13 protein-coding genes and 1 pseudogene are annotated in these 19,422 nt (G+C 58.5%); 11 read left to right on the forward strand and 3 right to left on the reverse strand.

From position 1 onward, the window contains the following. Positions 1-511: 511 nt before the first annotated feature. From RX330_RS11680 to RX330_RS11690, 3 genes are all read right to left on the reverse strand, one after another. Positions 512-1,678, reverse strand: coding sequence for a branched-chain amino acid ABC transporter substrate-binding protein (locus RX330_RS11680; RefSeq protein ID WP_317243107.1), 1,167 nt, complete (start codon positions 1,676-1,678; stop codon positions 512-514). A 644-nt stretch (positions 1,679-2,322) separates the two neighbouring features. Then, on the reverse strand, positions 2,323-3,042 hold the full coding sequence (locus RX330_RS11685) for a MerR family transcriptional regulator (protein WP_317243108.1): 720 nt from the start codon (positions 3,040-3,042) through the stop codon (positions 2,323-2,325). A gap of 2,622 nt (positions 3,043-5,664) precedes the next feature. After that, positions 5,665-6,609 carry a LysR family transcriptional regulator gene (locus tag RX330_RS11690; RefSeq protein WP_317243109.1) on the reverse strand — a complete coding sequence of 315 codons (945 nt, stop codon included), beginning with the start codon at positions 6,607-6,609 and terminating at the stop codon, positions 5,665-5,667. Positions 6,610-7,074: 465 nt separating this feature from the next. Here RX330_RS11690 and RX330_RS11695 point away from each other — a divergent pair, with 465 nt between their 5' ends. The 11 genes and pseudogenes from RX330_RS11695 (at position 7,075) to RX330_RS11745 (ending at position 19,332) form a co-directional block, all read left to right on the forward strand. After that, complete coding sequence (locus tag RX330_RS11695; RefSeq protein ID WP_317243110.1) at positions 7,075-7,473, forward strand: response regulator transcription factor; 399 nt, start codon at positions 7,075-7,077, stop codon at positions 7,471-7,473. After that, positions 7,470-8,102: a NodA family N-acyltransferase gene (locus tag RX330_RS11700; protein WP_317243111.1), complete on the forward strand. Its 633-nt coding sequence runs from the start codon at positions 7,470-7,472 to the stop codon at positions 8,100-8,102. Before RX330_RS11695 ends, RX330_RS11700 begins: the two co-directional genes overlap by 4 nt. Beyond that, a complete protein-coding gene (nodB, locus tag RX330_RS11705) occupies positions 8,099-8,758 on the forward strand; it encodes a chitooligosaccharide deacetylase NodB (RefSeq protein ID WP_317243112.1) in 660 nt (219 codons plus the stop codon). The genes RX330_RS11700 and nodB overlap by 4 nt, the downstream gene beginning before the upstream one ends. A gap of 14 nt (positions 8,759-8,772) precedes the next feature. Beyond that, the gene (nodC, locus tag RX330_RS11710; RefSeq protein WP_317243113.1) at positions 8,773-10,128 is read left to right on the forward strand and encodes a chitooligosaccharide synthase NodC; all 1,356 of its coding nucleotides are present in this window, start codon (positions 8,773-8,775) and stop codon (positions 10,126-10,128) included. A 24-nt stretch (positions 10,129-10,152) separates the two neighbouring features. Further along, positions 10,153-10,782, forward strand: a complete 630-nt coding sequence (nodS, locus tag RX330_RS11715) for a nodulation methyltransferase NodS (RefSeq protein ID WP_085399769.1) — start codon at positions 10,153-10,155, stop codon at positions 10,780-10,782. Between the two features lie 11 nt (positions 10,783-10,793). Further along, complete coding sequence (nodU, locus tag RX330_RS11720; protein ID WP_317243114.1) at positions 10,794-12,506, forward strand: nodulation protein NodU; 1,713 nt, start codon at positions 10,794-10,796, stop codon at positions 12,504-12,506. A 4-nt stretch (positions 12,507-12,510) separates the two neighbouring features. After that, positions 12,511-13,425, forward strand: coding sequence for a nodulation factor ABC transporter ATP-binding protein NodI (gene nodI / locus RX330_RS11725; protein WP_317243115.1), 915 nt, complete (start codon positions 12,511-12,513; stop codon positions 13,423-13,425). Positions 13,426-13,428: 3 nt separating this feature from the next. Continuing rightward, positions 13,429-14,217 (forward strand): ABC transporter permease, encoded by a 789-nt coding sequence (locus RX330_RS11730; RefSeq protein ID WP_148774890.1) that lies wholly within the window; start codon positions 13,429-13,431, stop codon positions 14,215-14,217. A 198-nt stretch (positions 14,218-14,415) separates the two neighbouring features. Then, on the forward strand, positions 14,416-16,419 hold the full coding sequence (locus RX330_RS11735) for a carbamoyltransferase (protein WP_317243898.1): 2,004 nt from the start codon (positions 14,416-14,418) through the stop codon (positions 16,417-16,419). Between the two features lie 196 nt (positions 16,420-16,615). Beyond that, positions 16,616-17,587: a nodulation protein NodZ gene (locus RX330_RS11740; RefSeq protein WP_317243116.1), complete on the forward strand. Its 972-nt coding sequence runs from the start codon at positions 16,616-16,618 to the stop codon at positions 17,585-17,587. A 905-nt stretch (positions 17,588-18,492) separates the two neighbouring features. After that, a pseudogene (locus RX330_RS11745) lies at positions 18,493-19,332 on the forward strand (SDR family NAD(P)-dependent oxidoreductase). Positions 19,333-19,422: the final 90 nt, after the last annotated feature.

Below are 19,422 nucleotides of genomic sequence, written 5' to 3' on the forward strand. Positions count from 1 at the left end.
GGGCATGCATGAATGTGAGTGTTGGGGGTTCAATAGGCGGACTTAGATCTAAACGCGGCACCGGATCAAAGCCGGCCTCAAAACTCCGGTAGCGATCAGCACGGATCAGGCGCCGCACAGGCCATCCAAGCGAGTACCGGTTTTCACGGAGAGAAGGGACGCCACGTCCACTCGGCCGAACAGCGCTGCTAACGATTGGCTCGAACTCGCGCAAATCGCAGAGCGACTGTGCGCGTCTGACATCTTGCCCATAAGGTACGTTCCTTCTGAAGAGGCCGTGACAGTTCACTCCCGAGAGCGTGCGCATCAGTTTGCCTAGCCGGAAGAAGGTGCCGATGTTCGTCGGCCTTACGAATCTGGAAGTGGTGCTCACTGCAGTGGCACCAGGCGAATGGGAACGTACTCTTCGGGCGGCCGTTCGGGCGCGCACGACGGCTGTGATAGCACTGCCGCGAGGGCGAGAAATGCTGCGACTGCGGCGACTGCGAGGCACGTGAGCAGCGCGTAATCGCTATATCGAGGATGGTTCATCATTCGAACGCTCCGTGCGGTGTTGGGACGGGCGATCAGTTCTGCTCGATCGCATCGACGGTATTGTCGCGCCAGCGGTAGACGATGAAGCCAGGAGCGGGATTGTCTCCCTTAGAGTCGAATCGAACCGTGCCAATGGCCGTTTCGATTGAGCCCGAGCGTAGGGCCGCAGCGACCCGAGTGGCATCGAAGCTGCCGGCCCGTTTGACGGAGTCTGCCCATGCTTGAACCGCGGCATAAGCGTAGAGCGTGTAACCCGCGGCAGATAGGTTCGAACCCTTAAGCCTGGCGACAGCTGCTGCCCTGCAGCATTCTTCGTCGGGTCCGGCATAAAGGTGAAGAGCGTGTCGTTTGCGGCCTCGCCGGCAACGGCCAAAAAGTCGCTTGTCATCAGCGGATCGTTGGCGACCACAGTCAGGCGTGCGCCCGCCTCCGCAGCTTGACGCACGATGAGGCCGATCTCGTTGTAATAGCCGCCGATATAGACGATCTGAATTCCCTCTCTCTTCAGTCTCGAAACCAGAGCGGTGTAATCCTTCTCGCCGGCAACATAGCGTTGTCGAACAGTGTACGCGCCAGCTGCACGAAGCCGCGATTCAACGATATCGGCGATGCCTTTGCCTGCTGTACTCTTATCGTCGAGGACCGCGAGCTTTGCGCCTTGGTGGTGCCGCACGATGTAGTCGGCCGCAACCCTGCCTTGTTGGTCATCGCGGCCGCAAATCCGAAACAGCGTGATTAGGCCATGCTCTGTCAGACGGGGATTCGTCGAGCCAGGTGAAATCTGAAGCACCTCCGCTTCGGCGGATATATCTGAAGCTGGAATCGACGAAGATGAACAAATGTGCCCAACGACAAGCTTGATCCCGTCAGTTATCAAGCGATTGGCAACAGCGACGGCCTGCTTGGGATCGCATGCGTCGTCGACAATCCTCAATATGAGCTTTGTGTCAGGCAGCAGACCCGATTCATTTATCGAATCCACGGCCGCGGCCGCTCCGTCGCGTATCTGCGCGCCGAGCGACGCGGTGCTTCCCGTCATTGGGCCCGCTACCGCAATGTAAACATCTTTTGCCCGGGCGCTCGAACTCAGGATCAAGGAAAGGAGCGCAGCAGTTGCAAGCCTATGAACGCGAAGAATCGACATGTGGGGCTCCCGATATCGCGCCGCGTCTTGGTGTGCTTCGCCGTTGGTATGACGCGCCGACCAGCAGTCCAGCGCAATGATGTTTGAATCGAACTCAGATTGGTACGAACAGGCTCAAGTTGTTGCCAGGTTCATCCATAAGTATCGGGCGGGCATGGACGGATGGACGTTACGGGACTGGTCAGGAGAGCGTCCTCTAGGCGTTGACAGGACCCATATCGAACATCCTGGCCGGTACACTCGCGAATCTCCTGTGCTCGGCAGATGTGTGCCGACGAGGCGCTTGAAAGGCCCGGACGATCATCCACCGACTTGTTCTCGCCGAGGCCTCTCACCGGGAAGTTCCGAAAGTGATGCCGATCATTAGAGTCTCCCTCGGTTTAGCCGACGGTCTGTCCGCCCCCGTCGCTGCGACGATGCGTGAGACGGTACAATATGACGCTACGTGCGAATCAAGTACTTCGAAGCTTGCTCGTCGAGGTTGTTTGCCAAAAGATACAGAGAGAAGACCCGATGAGTGCCGACAATGGAGAGGCGGAGAGGAACTGCTACAGGCCAACGATCTTGTCAGTCAGAATTGAACGGTCACCATCAACTCATTGGGTTTAGAGTCATTCCGACAACCGAGAGCGCGCGCAACCGCGTCAATTCTGTCCCAGCTGATCCTCCAGCGCGGCGAGGGCGAGATCGAGGTATCGCATGAGGCTCGCATCCCAGCCGGCGAGATTGTGTGGTTCGGTCAATCGCGTCAGCACCTTGAGTATCATTGAGACAGTCGAATCAACTCCTGCGATCTCAGTCAGGAGCGAACGGGCCTGACGCGCGACTGCATTTGCCCGCTCACTGCATGGAGGCTCACGCTGATCCATGCAGCTTCGTAGCTCGTCGCGAATCTTGCGCCACCGATCTTCGCGGCTAGCGTTAGAGGCGCATGTGCAGATCGCCGAGGGGGTGCGCTTCTCAATCCGTGACATTGCGTCTAACGTGGCCGGCAGTTCGTCGACACTGACTTGTGTCTCACCTTGCGTCGTCATATTGCGCAATCGGTCCCTTAATAATGTCGTCCGCGCGACTTGAAGTTCAATCCGTTCCAGATGGTTGCGCAACAGGTCCGTGAGAGACGTCCGCCCCTCTATTGCTTTGCGGATCTCAGGAAGTGAGAAGCCGAGCTCACGCAGCGCGCGAATCTGAGAGACGCGTTGTAGGCTTTCACGATCGTACATGCGATGACCGCCATCGGTACGTTCCGAGACCGTCAACAATCCGGTATGTTCGTAGTGATGCAGAGTGCGTACCGTTACGCCGGTCGCCTCTGCAAGCTCTCCAATGCGCCATCGGCGCCGTCGTGGTGTGGCGTTTGTCATGGTCCTCAATTTTCAAGCCTACAACCTGACGTCACGTGAGAATCAAGTTATTTCAATGATCTAGATGGTGCGTCTCTTGCTGCGAACCGCAGAAGCACTGAGAGCATGCTGTTGATCAAGCGGCCGAGACAAGTGCAAGCATCAAGTTCGCCAGTGACCCCAATTCATCCCTCGCTGCGCGTTGCAGAACGAGTCTCGCGATCGCCTCGCGGTTCTCGCTGGTTCGCATGCATGTCGGTAAACATGTGATTGCTTGATCAAAAAGGTGTCCCAACATCGCGAGATCCTCCGGATCGTAGACTCCACTCGACTCATCCAAGAGTAGGCTCCTTTCATTGTCGCACTCGCGCCGCACGTGACGAAGCCGTTTGGCCGTGGTGGGGCAAAAACGAGACGGACCGGCGACGTGCGCAAAGAATGCGACAGGGAGGGGTCGCGTGATGCCGTTGTGCAACACGGCGTGTGCTTACTTTTGTCCAAGACTGCGCTAACCGGAAACTGTGCAAGTTCTCCTGGATGCTGCCGCAGCGGTAGCCTTCCTTTGTCTGATCGGCACGAGAAGCGAGCGCAGGTGCATGCAGCTCCGCTTGATCTTAAGATACTGCGTCACGAAACGGCGGACCCAGACACAGTACTGATCTGATCTGATGGGCCTCTTTCGATCGCAATCCTTGCTGTGATGTCTATCGTTGAGCCGGGCGTTGATTGGTCAATCATCGCAGATCAGTTCTACCACCACGTCGTGGCGCGGCCGCCGGCGCGGCGCCTAACAGCGTTTTCAGCACTCTGCTAGTCCAGTTGAGATGGCATTGTGGTCGCGAAGGCGTTGCTCGCGCATGGCTACATCTGTTTTTGGAATGCCACAATATGATGGCTGCTCCTTAATGGCGCAAGTCCGCGGCCGCAAAGCGTCGGCAGAATGAGCGAAGGCGGGCCTCAAAACCATTCCCGGCATGCATCTCAACGCAAGCGCATCTCGCGCGGCTGGCGAAACGTTGCTCGCAATTGAGAACCGAGTCTCGAAGGAGCACTCCGGCATCCGCTGGACGTGGAGGCGCTCAAAACGGTCTACGGGTGCCCCCGGCACAGCGTGGCCACGCCCGGCGAAACGTCGATGTACCGTGGCTCCCACAGCAATAACTCGGATATCCAGACCTGTGCCGGATCAGTGTCGCGGAGCGCAGTACATCGGACGGCCTCGCCAGATGCAATGCACTAGAAGTGCAAGGATCCGTAGCGGCATTGTCTTTGCACAAAGCTTGGCGAGCCTTGCTGGCAGCCGCGCTATACGGGTCCGCAATAGCAAAGGATGATGATGCTATAGCTTGGACGAGGATCTTAATGCGCATCTTAAGACCATGCTCAAGCCAAAGCTACCCCTCGAATCTGGGGGGCAGTGCCTGGCGAAGTCGCCGCAAGTATCCTATCGAACATAAGGCTCGAAGTTCTCCTGTCGCGGTATTGGCTTGCTCGTCCGGCAGCAATCAATTCCATCCTCGAGCAGTATCGCTTTGGCGTGTGCGCGCTGGACATAGATGCTTCGGGTAAGATAGGCAAATCATGTTACCGCGCCGAAGGAGCCCTTCAGCGGTGAGGGGCAGCAACTCGAGACCGACGGCGGTGGCGTCGCGCCACGGCACTTTCGAAAGAACACGACTGTCGCGAGGTCCGAAAGAAGGAACCCCGCACGCATGATCCGATTTGGCTTGGGTGAACATGTCGGCCGAAATGATCAAAAGCTGTAGGTGGAGCAGGGCTTGGCGAATGGGAGCGGCGAGCCTTTCCGTTCCGTGCGCGGACATTGGCACAGTTGCCGTCCTCTCATCATAAACGCTCATCACCGAAACACGCGCGCAGCGGGACAAATGCCGCGAGCTCATGGCCGGTAGATCAAGGTTGAGCCTGCGGCCAGCGACTTTGCGGTTGCGCTCGATCATGCCGAATCGAGTACAATAAGGGTAAGATAAGCGCGGTCGAGATGACGTGTCCCAACCGCCGTTCCAGCCTTGCGCAAGACCTTTCGCTTGCAGGTTCCGCTCTCCCGAGTTTGCGTCATCTCGCGTTCGGCCTTGCGGGCGCGACCGTGGACGGCGTTGGCGTTCGGCAGAACAAGTTGGTTCGACGCAAACGAGCGGGCATCGCCCCGTGTAGGTCACCCGCCACATAGACCTCTAGCTACTGGGGTGCTTCGGCATTACATCGATCGCCGGGGCAGTTGACGGTAAGGAGAATGCCCACCGTCAGGCGAAGAGCGCTGCGGGTGGGCTACCAGCGTCCACCTTGCAGGCTCGATCGCAGGTGCTGGTCTACAACCTGACGCGGCGTGCGATTCAAGGGAATTGTTGCTGAGGCGGGATATTGTTCACCTGACTCGCCGGATCATCTCGCGAGCTCTGAGCTCGGCTCACGTGGACCGGTGCGATGCAGCCGGTCCGCATCAGCGGAAAATCATTGACGCACAAGATCGTCACGCCAGCGCGAGATCAATAGCGCCTGCGACTCGATCAAACTGCGCTCAAGAACGGCAATTTCGACCATGCCCAACGTCAGTCAGAGGACCGGAGCTTCGAGCCTGGCGTAATCTGATTAACGGTGATTAGGTCGCAACCGGCGCGAACAATCCTACAACGAGCTGTGACATTGGCTGGTCTCGGACGGAGAGACCATCATGGATGCTTCTTGCAAGAATATGTTGCGCATCCAAATGCTTGCAGGATCAGTATTATGAATGGCGGGCCATTGGACAGCCTCGGTGAATGTGAGAAGTCGCAGCGGAGGTTCGACGACCCGCAGGGGCATCGTGTTTGCGAAATGGCTAACGAGCCTTGAGGGCATGCTCGCGATACGGTTGGTGCCCAATAACATAGGCGGAATCATACCAAAACCCTGCACAGCGACCTCGGTGCGTATCTTGAAACCATGCTCGAGCAAGAGCCATTCGTGGAACGAGGGCCTTAAGAAACGCCCAAACCGAGCTTCCACGTGCCCGATTGACATGTACGTCTCGAACGTAAGTCGCGGTGCTAGCTGCTTGTTCATGGGGCAGCCCACACAAACGAAGTTGTCCTCGAACAGTGCCGCCTTGGGATGCGCACTCGACATGAACATCTCCGGATACATCAGAAAATCGACTTCGCCGCGCCGGAGAAGTTCATCCGGGTCCTCTGCGGGTGGCAGCAACTCGAAATTGATTGTTGGAGCTTCCTGCGCGACGCGGTCCACGATTCGTCGAAAAAACACGACAGTCATGAAGTCGGACAGGATGATCTTGAATCGCCGAGTCGATCGAGACGGATTGAAGTCGTCCGGAGAAATGATGGAGAGCTGAATGTGAGCGAGAGCCTCGCGAATCGGGGCTGCGAGCGCTTCAGCCCGCGGCGTTGGAACCAGTTTTCGGCCCCTCATCGTGAATAGCTCATCTCGAAAGGAGGTGCGAAGCCGCGCGACGGCGGCACTCATGGCAGGTTGACTGAGGTTGATGCTTCTTGCCGCCGCGGTGAGGTTGCCTTGCGTCACCAGGGCGTCGAACGCGACGAGGAGATTCAGATCGAGGCCTTTGAAACGCATGATCCTGAGTGATCCACGGTGTGAATGTGTTCTATCGATACAATCGATTTTACCATTTGTACCGAATGAGGATAGCAAACGATGGTTTAGCGAGAAGTCCGATCAATCAGAATGGTTACAAATCGTTGCGCGTCTCAGCCCAGCGCAAGGGATCGATCAAGACGTCTGGACCGTGCGGTCGCAGGTTCGCGCATGTTGCGCAAGCCATATCTCGCCGAGTTCGGGCGGTGCGGATCCGCAAACTTGCGTTGGCGTATACGACGAGCAAACCATCGTTTGGCGTTGCCAACCCATTCTATATCCGCCGTGTACCGCCGTAGAATTGGGCGAACGCTCAACTTGGCCGTAGATTTCCGTCCAGTCGGACCCTCCCGGTTGCGGGTGCCGAATGTGTTGTGGTCGCAGTCGATTGGATTGCGTCCTTGCTGGGGTGAAATCGTGCGGAACATGCAAGCGAAGGCGTCCTTGGCGAATCTGATGCGAGTTGCGCACACGCTCGATGTGGTCTCGATTGTGACTGCAGATCGATCAGCGCGTGAAGCTCTCACGGATGTTGTGTTTTCCGCGGGTTACGTGCCCGAACCGTTCGAGAGCGCAGACGAGTTCTTGAAATCGGGCCGCCGTTCGATCACGTCGTGCTTGATCGCGGACATGCAGTCGAGCGTGATGAGTGGCCTTGAGCTTTTCCATCATCTGGTCGCATCCGGAAGCGCGATTCCCACCGTTCTGCTCACAGACCACTCCGAAGACGATGTGAGGCGAGTCCTGCAAGCTGGACTCCAGTTTTTGAGCAAGCCTTTCGAACGCAGCGAACTGCTGACCTGCGTCAGGAGCCAGATAATGAATAGGAATTACTCTCTATGAACATGATCGCGCCCGGATCCACACGAGGTGTTTCGGCGCGCCCTCCAGTTCGTTGGAGGCTGTGCTGGGAGAATGAGCTTCAAATTGCTGACCATATTGAATTGTCCGACTTCTTCCGCAAGACCTATGGTCCGACCGGGGAATTCAATGCAAAGCCCTTTGAAGGTCATCGAAGCTGGGCCGGCGCAAGGCCTGAGATTCGGGCAATTGGCTACGATGATCGTGGCGTCGCGATTCACATCGGCGCACTGCGCCGCTTCATAAAAGTTGGCGAGGTCGATCTGCTCGTGGCTGAGCTCGGATTGTACGGGGTACGCCCGGATCTCGAGGGGCTCGGAATCAGCCACTCCATCCGCGTGATGTATCCCGTATTGCGAGATCTTGGCGTGCCATTCGGCTTTGGCACGGTCCGATCTGCCCTGCAGAAACATATTACCAGACTGCTCGGGCGACAGGGCTTGGCGACTGTTCTACCGGGGCTCCGCGTTCGGTCCGCTCGTCCGGATATCTATCTCACTGTGCCTCCGACGCGCGTGGAGGACGTGGTCGGCCTCGTTCTGCCGATTGCCAGGCCAATGAGCGAATGGCCGGCCGGTGAGATCATTGAACGGAACGGGCCAGAACTGTGACGTCAGCGAACGACGTGACTGAAGCGCGGAGCGACTACGCCGAGGCCGGCGGAGAGCAGTGCGTGTATCTGACCTTTGATGATGGTCCAAACCCGCATTGCACGCCGGCTATCCTGGACGTGCTGGCGCAGCATCGGGCCCCAGCCACCTTCTGCGTGATCGGTGCATATGCAGCGGGCCAGCCGGAGCTGATCCAGCGCATCATTGCTGAAGGACATGAAATCGCAAACCACACAATGACGCACCCAGAATTGTCCAAATGCATGCCGGATGAGGTGGAATACGAGATCCTCACGACGAACAAGGTCATCGGAATGGCCTGCCCCCGAGCCTCTGTGCGGCACATGCGAGCGCCGTACGGGATATGGACTAAGGAGGCCCTCGCCGCGTCGGCGAAGGCCGATCTGGCAGCCCTGCACTGGTCAGTCGATCCGCAAGACTGGTCTCGTCCCGGCGGCGAGGCGATTGTTGCCGCAGTGCTGGCCTCGGTCCAGCCGGGAGCAATCGTGCTCCTGCACGACGGATGCCCTCCCGACGAGTTGGGACGCTGCCCTCATGCTGGTCGGCGCGACCAGACCGTAATGGCGCTCGCCCAGCTCATTCCAGCACTGCATGACCGTGGATTTGCAATCCGGTCGCTTCCTCAACCTCACTGAATAGATCAATTCCCATGACCCTGCTTGCCACCATCAGCACCGTTGCTGTTGCCTCCTACGCGTTGCTCTCCAGCGTCCATAAGAGCGCGCAGGCGCTTTATGCGCTGCGAACCGACGCCTCACTGCCGCCATACGACCCGATCGACAGCGGTGTTCTGCCCAGCGTGGATGTCATCGTGCCCTGCTTCAACGAGGACCCGCGCACGCTGGCGGCCTGCCTGAAGTCTATTGCAGGCCAGGACTATTCAGGGCGTTTGCAGGTCTATGTGGTCGATGACGGCTCTGCAAATGTCGGTGCAGTGGCACCCGTGCACGCAAGCTACGCCCATGACCCGAGGGTCAGCGTCATTCTGCTGCCAAGCAACGTTGGAAAGCGCAAGGCGCAGATCGCCGCGATACGCCGGTCATTCGGCGATCTCGTGCTCAATGTCGATTCCGATACGGAAATCGCCAGCGATGTGGTCAGCAAGCTCGTACGCAAGATGCAGGATCCAGCCGTCGGCGCGGCCATGGGTCAATTGACGGCCAGCAACCGCAACGACAGCTGGCTGACCGGATTGATCGACATGGAGTACTGGTTGGCTTGCAACGAGGAGCGCGCTGCGCAGACGCGCTTTGGTGCGGTCATGTGCTGCTGTGGGCCGTGTGCCATGTACCGCCGTTCCGCGCTCATGTTGCTGCTCGACCAGTACGAGACGCAGTTTTTCCGGGGAAAGCCGAGCGACTTCGGTGAGGACCGCCATCTGACGATCCTCATGCTCAAGGCAGGATTTCGAACCGAGTACGTTCCGGACGCCATCGCCGCCACGGTAGTCCCGGACAAGCTCTTGCCGTATCTGCGGCAACAGCTCCGCTGGGCGCGGAGCACTTACCGCGACACGCTGCTCGGTTTGCACCTGCTGCCCGGCCTCGATCGGTACCTCACGCTCGATGTGCTCGGACAGAACCTCGGGCCGCTGCTGCTCGCCATCTCGTCGATTGCCGCGATCGCTCAGCTCGCGCTCACGGACAGCGTGCCCTGGTGGACCGGTCTGACCATCGTAGCGATGACCATGGTTCGATGCAGCGTGGCGGCCCTTCGCGCCGGCGAGCTTCGATTTCTCGGATTCGCGCTGCACACCCCGATCAACATCTTCCTCCTGCTCCCAATGAAGGCCTACGCGCTCTGTACCTTGAGCAACAGCGACTGGCTCTCGCGCAAAGTAGCGAAATCAGACGTTGATGAATCGAAGGCCTCGATCGAAGACGCGAGAACTGGACCCAGCCTTAACCCGGCATCGGAAACGCCTGGCTCAATTCGCAGGGCAAGCCTTTCGCGCGCTTCCTCGCAGCTGATCGCGCCGGATGGCATTGCGGCCGAGACTGACTGAGCAGTTTTGTAGGGGGATTAACTCGTGAGCGTTGACAACACATATCAGTCGTTGGAACGGGAGCTGGCTAACGATGACCCGTGGCGGCTTGACGACAATCCGTTCGAACGTGAGCGTCACACCCAATTGCTGCGGCTATCGCTGTCGAACGGCGCCGTCTCAAACGGCCTCGAGATCGGATGCGCGGCCGGTGCATTCACAGAGAAGCTTGCTCCTCACTGCAAACGGCTCACGGTCATCGATGTTATGCCGCGAGCGATCGGTCGAGCGGTCCAGCGGACCAAGAGGTGGTCGCATATCAGCTGGGCGGCGACCGATATTCTGCAGTTCTCGACCGAAGAGCTGTTCGATCTGATCGTGGTCGCCGAAGTTCTCTACTATCTCGAAGACGTGACACGGATGCGTACCGCAATCGACAAGATGGTGAAGATGCTTGCTCCAGGTGGGCATCTGGTCTTCGGATCTGCACGTGATGCCACCTGTAGGCGATGGGGGCATGTCGCTGGCGCCGAGACAGTCATCGCGATTTTGACTGAAGCGCTCATTGAGGTCGAACGCGTGCAGTGCCAGGGGCAGTCGGCTGACGAAGACTGCTTGTTGGTCCGCTTTAGCAATCCGGAGCGATCTTCGATCGGTCCCAACGGCCGAGCTTGAAAGGAGCCACTATGCGTATCTGCGGTATCAAGTTGACGCATGACGGGGCAGTCGCTCTGATCGAGGACGGCCGGCTGGTGTTTTGTGTCGAACAGGAGAAGCTGAACAACAATCCGCGCTATCAAACCATTGACAACCTGGATGCCGTTGTCAGCGCCTTGGCGGAGCACGGGCTGGATCCGAGCGATGTTGATCAGTTCGTCATTGATGGCTGGGATGGAGAGTTCGAATCGCAGTTTGAAGTCCTTAGTGGGCCGACGACCGTCAAGCTCAAGGGCGCGCCGTATGTCGAACCGCAAGGCGATAGCCCCCTGACGTCCCGCGATCGCATCGGCCTCTTGCTTGACGGGAAGCTGTATCCTTATCAAAGCTATCCCCATGTCACCGGGCACGTAGCATCCGCATACTGCGCCAGCTCGTTTGCCAAATCTGCACAATCTGCTTTCTGCTTGGTGTGGGACGGCTGCATGTTTCCACGCCTCTACTATGTCGAGCCTCACGGCATCCGTTTCATCGAATGCCTGTTTCCGATGATAGGTCACGCCTATGCGACGGCAGGACATCACTTTGGACCTTACAGGCGGGTAGACCGGACCAGCTGGGATCTCGGTATAGCCGGCAAGCTGATGGCCTATATCGCGCTGGGGTCGCCCGACGAGGATATCATCGAGACGTTTCAGGAACTCTATGAGGCGCACTTTGCCACGCATGCTGACGGCGCTTGCCGTGGGCTTGCAGAAACCAACAGCTCACGATCGCCACTTGAAGCTCTGCACGACTTCTTCGATGCGTGCGCACTGCGATTGAAGGCCAAGCAAGCCGAAGACGTCCTTGCGTCATTTCACGTCTTTCTAGAGCGTCTGCTGGTTCGCACAATTTCCGATGTTGTGCAGCGGCATTCGGATCTTGCGGGGGCGCGTAACCTCTGCATAGCCGGCGGCTGTGGCTTGAATATTAAGTGGAATAGTTCATTTCGTGGGACCGGCCTGTTCGATGTCGTGTGGGTGCCGCCTTTTCCGAACGACAGCGGCTCAGCCATCGGTGCTGCTTGCTCTGCACTGGCGGCACAGCAAGGCTTTAAAGCTCTGGAATGGTCGGTCTACAGTGGACCGGCCGTTCGTCCCAGCGAAGTCCCGCCCGAATGGGAGAGCGCGCCCTGCACTATGGGCGAACTTGCGGCAATTCTCGCGGGCAACAAGCCCGTCGTCTTCCTTACTGGGCGCGCCGAGCTCGGACCACGAGCTTTGGGCGGCAGAAGCATTCTCGCAGCTGCGACCTGGGAAGGAATGAAAGATCATCTCAACGACATCAAACTTCGCGAGCATTTCAGGCCGGTAGCGCCGATATGCCTGGAGGATCGCGCGGCGGAGATTTTTAGCCCCGGAGTACCCGATCCGTACATGCTGTTCGATCACCAGACGCGACCGGAATGGCGCGACAAAATTCCGGCCGTCGTGCATCTCGATGGATCTGCCCGCCTACAGACGGTTTCCAGAACCTCTCCACATAAAGTGACCGAGCTTCTCATCGAGTACGAGAAGCTCACAGCCATTCCGCTGCTTTGCAATACCAGCGCCAATCTGCATGGACGCGGCTTCTTCCCGGATGCTGCCGCCGCGTGCGAGTGGGGACGCGTCGATCACGTATGGTGTGACGGCCTGCTTTGGACAAAAAGGCGCGCGACCCAGGAAGCGGCACGAACAACGTCCGTCGCGATGGCGTAAGCGAATGTCAACCGCGGCAGTCGACCTTTTCGAGGTGAGCAAGTCCTACAACGACAGGGTCGTCGTGGACGCTCTTTCGTTTACGGTCTCGCCGGGAGAGTGTTTCGGTCTGCTGGGACCAAACGGCGCGGGTAAAAGCACGCTTGCGCGTTTGATCCTGGGTGTTGCATCGCCCGACGCAGGTAAGATACGCGTGCTTGGCGAGCCGGTGCCGACACATGCGCGCTTGGCGCGCCGGGGCATCGGGGTTGTCCCACAATTTGACAACCTTGATCTTCAGCTCACGGTGCGCGAGAATTTGCTCGTTTTCGGTCGCTACTTCGCCATGAGCGCGGCCGAGGTCAAAGCGGTCACGCCGTCATTGCTCGAATTCGCCCGCCTGGAGAACAAGGCGGATGCCCGGGTGGGCCAACTGTCCGGTGGCATGAAGCGGCGCCTGACGCTGGCTCGTGCCCTCATTAATGACCCGCAGCTCTTGGTGCTTGATGAACCGACGACCGGCCTTGATCCGCACGGCCGTCACCTGATCTGGGAACGCTTGCGCGCGCTATTAGCGCGCGGCAAAACGATTCTTCTCACCACCCATTTCATGGAAGAGGCGGAACGGTTGTGCGATCGCCTGTGCGTGCTTGAGCACGGCCGTAAGATCGCCGAAGGCCGGCCTCACGCGCTGATCGAGCAGCAGATCGGCTGCCAAGTCATCGAGATTTACGGTGGTAATCCGCATGAACTGCTGCCGCTGGTCAGACCCCAAGTGCAGCGCGCTGAGGTGAGCGGGGAGACGCTGTTCTGTTATGTCACGGATCCAGAACAGGTGCGCGTCCGGCTTGCCGACCGAACGGATCTCCGCCTTCTGCAGCGTCCTCCAAATCTGGAAGATGTCTTCTTACGGCTAACCGGGCGAGAGATGAAGGACTGAACGATGTGGCAACGTTTTGCGCCGGCCCTGCCTGCCAATCCATGGAACTGGATATCGGTATGGCGCCGCAATTTTCTGGTCTGGCGGAAAGTCGCTCTGGCGTCGATTCTTGGAAATCTGGCCGAGCCGATGAGCTCTCTGTTCGGTCTCGGTTTTGGCCTTGGAATGATCATAGGTGGCGTTGAGGGGACCTCATACATCTCGTTTCTGGCGGCTGGCATGGTCGCCGCAAGCGCGATGGTCTCCGCAACCTTCGAAACGATCTACGCGGCTTACGCGCGCATGCAGACAAACTGCACGTGGGACGCAGTACTCTGTACGCCCCTTACGCTCGGCGACATTGTTCTCGGTGAAGTGGCATGGGCAGCGAGCAAGGCCTTGCTTGCCGGGACGGCGATCACGATTGTTGCCGCCGGGCTGGGTTATGCGGAGTGGTCATCCATTCCCTACGCGCTACCAGCCATCGCCCTCACTGGCGTTACGTTCGCGAGCCTCGCAATGGTCGTTTCAGCCCTTGCACCGAGCCACGACTATTTCATCTTCTACCAGTCACTCATTCTCACGCCCATGATGTATTTGAGCGGGACGATCTTCCCAATGAGCCAGTTGCCAGGTTCATTTCAACGCATAGCGGCCTTGTTGCCGCTGACTCATTCGGTCGATCTTATTCGTCCGGCAATGCTCGGTCGGCCGATCGAGAGCGTCGGCTTACATGTGGGCGCACTCTTCATCTACGCAGCGCTTCCCTTCCTCATCGCGGCCGCGCTGCTTCGGCAACGCCTGATGCGGTGAGTGGAACAAGACCTAAGGGAAGCATCGCATGCGCGAGATCAGATATCGGGGTAACGGACTTCCGATTCGCGTGCGACGCTTATGTGAGCCTCGGTACGCCAGGCGAGGCCTGGTCGCCCCGCGGCGACGTGCGGCTTATTCGCCAAGCACGCGATAGGATATAGGCCAACAGGCCTCTCAGGATGAATGGAGAACAACATGCTGTGTCTAGGACTGAGTGGCGGGCTCGACAGGGTCTATGAAAACCCGCTTGAACTACCGAACACGTTTCTGCACGACGGCGCCGCAGTACTTGTCAAGGACGGGCGCGTGATCGCTGCCGTCGAAGAGGAGCGCCTCAACCGGATCAAGCACTCGAATAAGCTCCCGAGCCGTGCGATCGAATACTGTCTTGCAGCTGGGGGTGTGGAGCTTCGCGACGTCGATCGTATTGCGTTCTACGCCACCGAACCCTATTGCAACGCGATGCTCGAACGGCTGTTCATCTCACAACCTGAGATCTCAATTCCGCTAGATGCCAATCTGCTATTACGGCACCTTCTGGCGGCGGAGTTCGGCACCGAAATTGATCCCGCGCGGGTGTCATTCGTAGGCCACCATCAGGCCCATGCCGTGAGCGCTCTGGCGATGTCGGGTTTTGAAGAAAGCCTGGTCCTCGCGATCGACGGCTGTGGCGACTTCCTCTCGGGTCTCTTGGCGGTCGGGTCGGGTACCGAAATGACCGAGCTTATGACGTTTCCAGAGAATAACTCTCTCGGACTGTTCTATCTGGAGACGATCCGATATCTCGGTTACGGCTTGTTCGACGAGTATAAGGTGATGGGACTGGCTCCTTACGGAGATCCCGCACGCTATCGCGAGCTCTTTGCCCAATTCTACGAGCTCTCCGCAAACGGTGGCTACCGCGTTCACCTCGACCGGATCGGCCCGGCATTGCTGCGCAATATCGAGGTCCGGCGAAAGGGAATGCCGTTCACGCAACAGCATCAAGATGTGAGCGCATCGTTGCAGGAGGCGCTGGAGCGGATCGTGTTTCACATTCTTCGGCATTACCGTGAGTCGACCGGAATGAAACGGTTGTGCCTGGCTGGCGGGGTAGCCCACAACTGCACTCTCAACGGAAAGCTCCTGTATTCAGGCCTTTTCGAAGACATCTTCGTGCAGCCGGCTGCGCATGATGCCGGATGCGCATTGGGCGCGGCACTGATGGTATCGAACGAGGCCGGGCAGCCTGCGCCCCGCGAGCGACTCCAGGCGGTTTATTGGGGGCCAGATGTCGGCAGCGACGACAGCATCGAACAGGAACTGAAGCGATGGGCCGGACACCTGGAGATGGAACGGACGGCTGACGTCGCAGCCAGAGCAGCCGAGTGGATCGCTGATGGCGCCGTGATCGGGTGGGTACAGGGCCGGTCCGAGTTCGGCCCTCGTGCGCTCGGCAACCGCAGTATTCTTGCGGACCCGAGGCCCGCCGCAAACAAGGAGCGGATTAATGCGATGGTCAAGAAGCGCGAGAGTTATCGACCATTTGCGCCATCGGTTCTGGAGGAGGATGCAGGCGCGTTCTTTGAGTTGCCGGATGGTCGCGCAGAATATCCCTTCATGAATTTCGTCGTTCGCGTGCGCGAATCCAAGCGTGCTTTGCTGGGGGCGATCACGCATATCGATGGTACGGCTCGGCTGCAAACGGTTTCCCGCACGAACAATGCCGCCTATTGGGAACTCATCAATGCGTTCAAGAGCCGGACTGGCGTTCCGATTCTGCTTAACACGTCATTCAACAACAATGCCGAACCGATCGTAGATTCCGTTGCCGATGCGATTACCGCGTTTTTGTCCACCGAGCTGGATGGTCTTGTGGTCGGGTCCTTCCTCGTCAAGAAGCGGGCAACAACGCTCGAAAGCTGGACTGCACTCGCTGTTTCACTGCCGCCCCATGTATCTCTTTACCGGGTTCGCGCTCATGCGGGCCGAGAACGTCAGGAGACGGTCTGCGAGATCCGCATGGGTCACTCCAGCCATGACAGCGTGCGCGTCTCGCATGGCCTGTTCGACATGCTGATGCAAATTGAGAAGGAAGCTGTTCTTGCCGATCTTCTCGCAAGGGTCACCTCTGACAGGACTAGGCGCGAAGCTCTCGTGCACGAACTGCGCGGGCTCTGGGATCAGCGCCGTATTCGGCTGCATCCTGCGCGGTCGTAAAAGGTGAGCAATGCGGAAGAGGGCTCCGTGGAAGCCCTCTTGCATGACCTGCCAATCGCGGTGCCGTGGAGGATAGGCTTGCGGGTTGATCGCCTTGCGTCCAGGTGACCAGCGGTCCATTAGCGGGGACCGGAATCGCAGAAGAGTAGGTACGCCACGCAAAACTTATCATGCGCAACGAGAAGGGTTTGATAATTTGACAGAGCGCTTTGTTATTTCTCGGAGGCGTACCGGCTTTGGTGATTGCCTCTGGTCGCTGGCCTCAGCATGGTCATACGCGCAGCGGACCGGGCGGACGCTCGTCATTGATTGGCGCGGTTCCTGTTACGTCGAGCAACCGTTCAGCAACGCCTTTCCAGTGTTCTTCGAGCCGGTTGAGGACATCGCTGGAGTGCCGGTGATTTGCGATGACCGGGTCAACCAGCTCTCGTTTCCCGGACCGTTCTTCCCGCGGTGGTGGAATAGACCATCGATCGACTGCATCAATCGCCCGGATGAGCAGATCTTCCGAGAACGGGACGAACTGACCGAGCTGTTCCAGTCAAGAGAAGATAACGAAGCCAACACCATTGTCTGTGACGCTTGCCTGATGTGGCGTTGCAGCGAGGAAGCCGAACGACTGATCTTTCGGAACATCAAACTCAGGCCTGAGATTCGAGCACGGATCGACGCGCTCTATGAGGAACACTTTAGCGGCCATAGCATCATCGGCGTTCATGTTCGGCACGGCAATGGCGAAGATATCATGGAGCATGCGCCGTACTGGGCCGATTCGGAGCTCGCCCTTCGTCAGGTCTGCACGGCAATCCACAAAGCCAAGGCTTTGCCATATCCAAAGCCTGTAAAGGTCTTCCTGTGCACGGACAGTGCACAGGTGCTCGAACACGTATCGGTTATGTTTCCCGATGTCTTCGCCATACCAAAACGTTTCCAGGCCGATCGGGCAGGGCCGTTGCATAGTGCGGAAATGGGAATTGAAGGTGGAGCTTCCGCGCTCGTCGACATGTATCTTCTTGCCCGATGCGCTACCGTGATCCGCTTTCCCCCAACCAGCGCCTTCACGCGCTACGCCCGACTGCTCGTGCCACGCATTATTGAATTCGATCTGAGCAATCCGGAGCATCTGACCATGATCGATAACCCATACGAGCATTTCGCGGCTTCATGAAGTGCCGCGAGTCTGCTCGAGCCCGGGCAATGGTGGGCTAGATCATCTGCCTGATACTGCTGGCGTCGACACCATCGAGTTTCGTAACCTGTCGCAGAAACGGTGTATGACGGCTTCCGTCCGCAAGCGATTGCTGACCGGCGCACTATTACGGATGCGGTGCGGCTTGTCAGGCGAATGCCGGCGCAGCGTAGGCCAATGCCGGCAAGCGCCGGCGGCCTTCGGGCCGTCAGGTGTCGCGCGGAAGGTTATGGCTCGTCATCACCGGGCCCAAACCGCCATCGCTGCCAGACCTTGGTAAGCACGGCAACGCCGGTCTGGGCCGCCTGGGAAATCTAACGTAGCAGACGGTCACGTCAGAATGTCCCAGCACCAAGGAGGTACGTCCGCTAGATGGGTCGCCCCTGTGGACTATCCTTTTGCGGTCAGTGCGTTTTCTTGACGGCGGCCGTGTTCAACCTGCGGTTTTCGAGTCCTTTCGGCTGTAGCTGATGAACAGCACGATCGCAGGCCATCGACAGCGAAACTGATTCGGATCTGCGCTCGCGATACAAGGGATGAAAAATCTCGGACGAACTGGCCATTGGTCCTGATCTCCGCCAAGGACAGTTGATCTATCTCCGCCAACCCCAAATGAGCCACAGACCACCCGTGGAGTGCGACGCAGTCAGCTCGCCTGGAATCACCAGGGTCTCGGCTCGAAGACGTAGCGCGCGCATTGGGCGGCTCGCCCGGGGAGCTCGACGACAAGCATTGCTGCGGCGTTGCTGCCGTCGAAAAGCAAACAGGCCAGATGTTCGGAACCTGCCATTTGGGTCGCAACGGTTCGCCGCTTGTGCCCTGCATCGCTTTGGCCCGGATCCTGCAGCAGGTGCACATCCGAGGGAAGCGGACGGGAGCGGCGTGTGAATCTAGGTCTACCAGATGACAAAGCGGTCGCAGCTCAATCGCCGGAAACGGACCCTGGCAGCCCAGTTCACGCTCGCGCCGGTCGAGCGGGCCACCCGCTGCGTGACCCGAAGACGCTGGTATTGACGGGGCATCGCGCGGTATCGGTCGCGCCACCGGAAAATTGTTTTCGGAAGCCGGTTGGCTCGTCATTTCTTGCGCGCGCCAACCATTCGACGCGGCACGCTGCCCATGGGACTCAGAGGGCGACAGCTATATCAAAGTCGACCTGAGCGACCATCGGACGCTGCCGCGCGTGATTGCCGAGATCAAGGAGTGCCTTGCCGGCGCACCGTTGCATGGACTGGTAAACAATGCCGGAAACTCACCAAAAACGCCGAATGGTGCCCGGCTGACGTCGCTGGTGACCTCAGTCGATACTTGGATGAGCGTGTTCCACCTCAATCTAGTGGCGCCGATTCTGCTCGCTCAAGGTCTGTTCGATGAGCTGAAAGCGGCTTCAGGCGCGATTGTCAATGTGACTTCGATCGCCGGCTCGCGGGTGCATCCATTTGCAGGCACGGCATATGCGACTTCGAAAGCTGCGCTCGCTTGTCTCACGCGAAATGGCGCACGATTACGCCTCACATGGCATTCGCGCAAATGGGGTCGCGCCCGGAGAAATCAAGACGGACATTTTGTCGCCTGCCACGGAAGCACATCTTGTGCCAAAGATCCCACTTCGCCGAGTGGGTACACCCGAAGAGGTCGCCAAGGTCATTTTCTTCCTATGTTCAGATGCGGCAAGTTATGTCACTGGCGCCGAAGTCCCGATCGATGGCGGACAACACTTGTGATGAATTCGCCCTGGCGAAGCCCGGTTAATCTGAGCCTCATGGATAGAACTCATTTTGGCCGGGGCGAATCCGCGCGGGGAGTTGGAAGAA

The sequence above is a fragment of the Bradyrhizobium sp. NDS-1 genome (assembly GCF_032918005.1).
Taxonomy (GTDB): domain Bacteria; phylum Pseudomonadota; class Alphaproteobacteria; order Rhizobiales; family Xanthobacteraceae; genus Bradyrhizobium; species Bradyrhizobium tunisiense.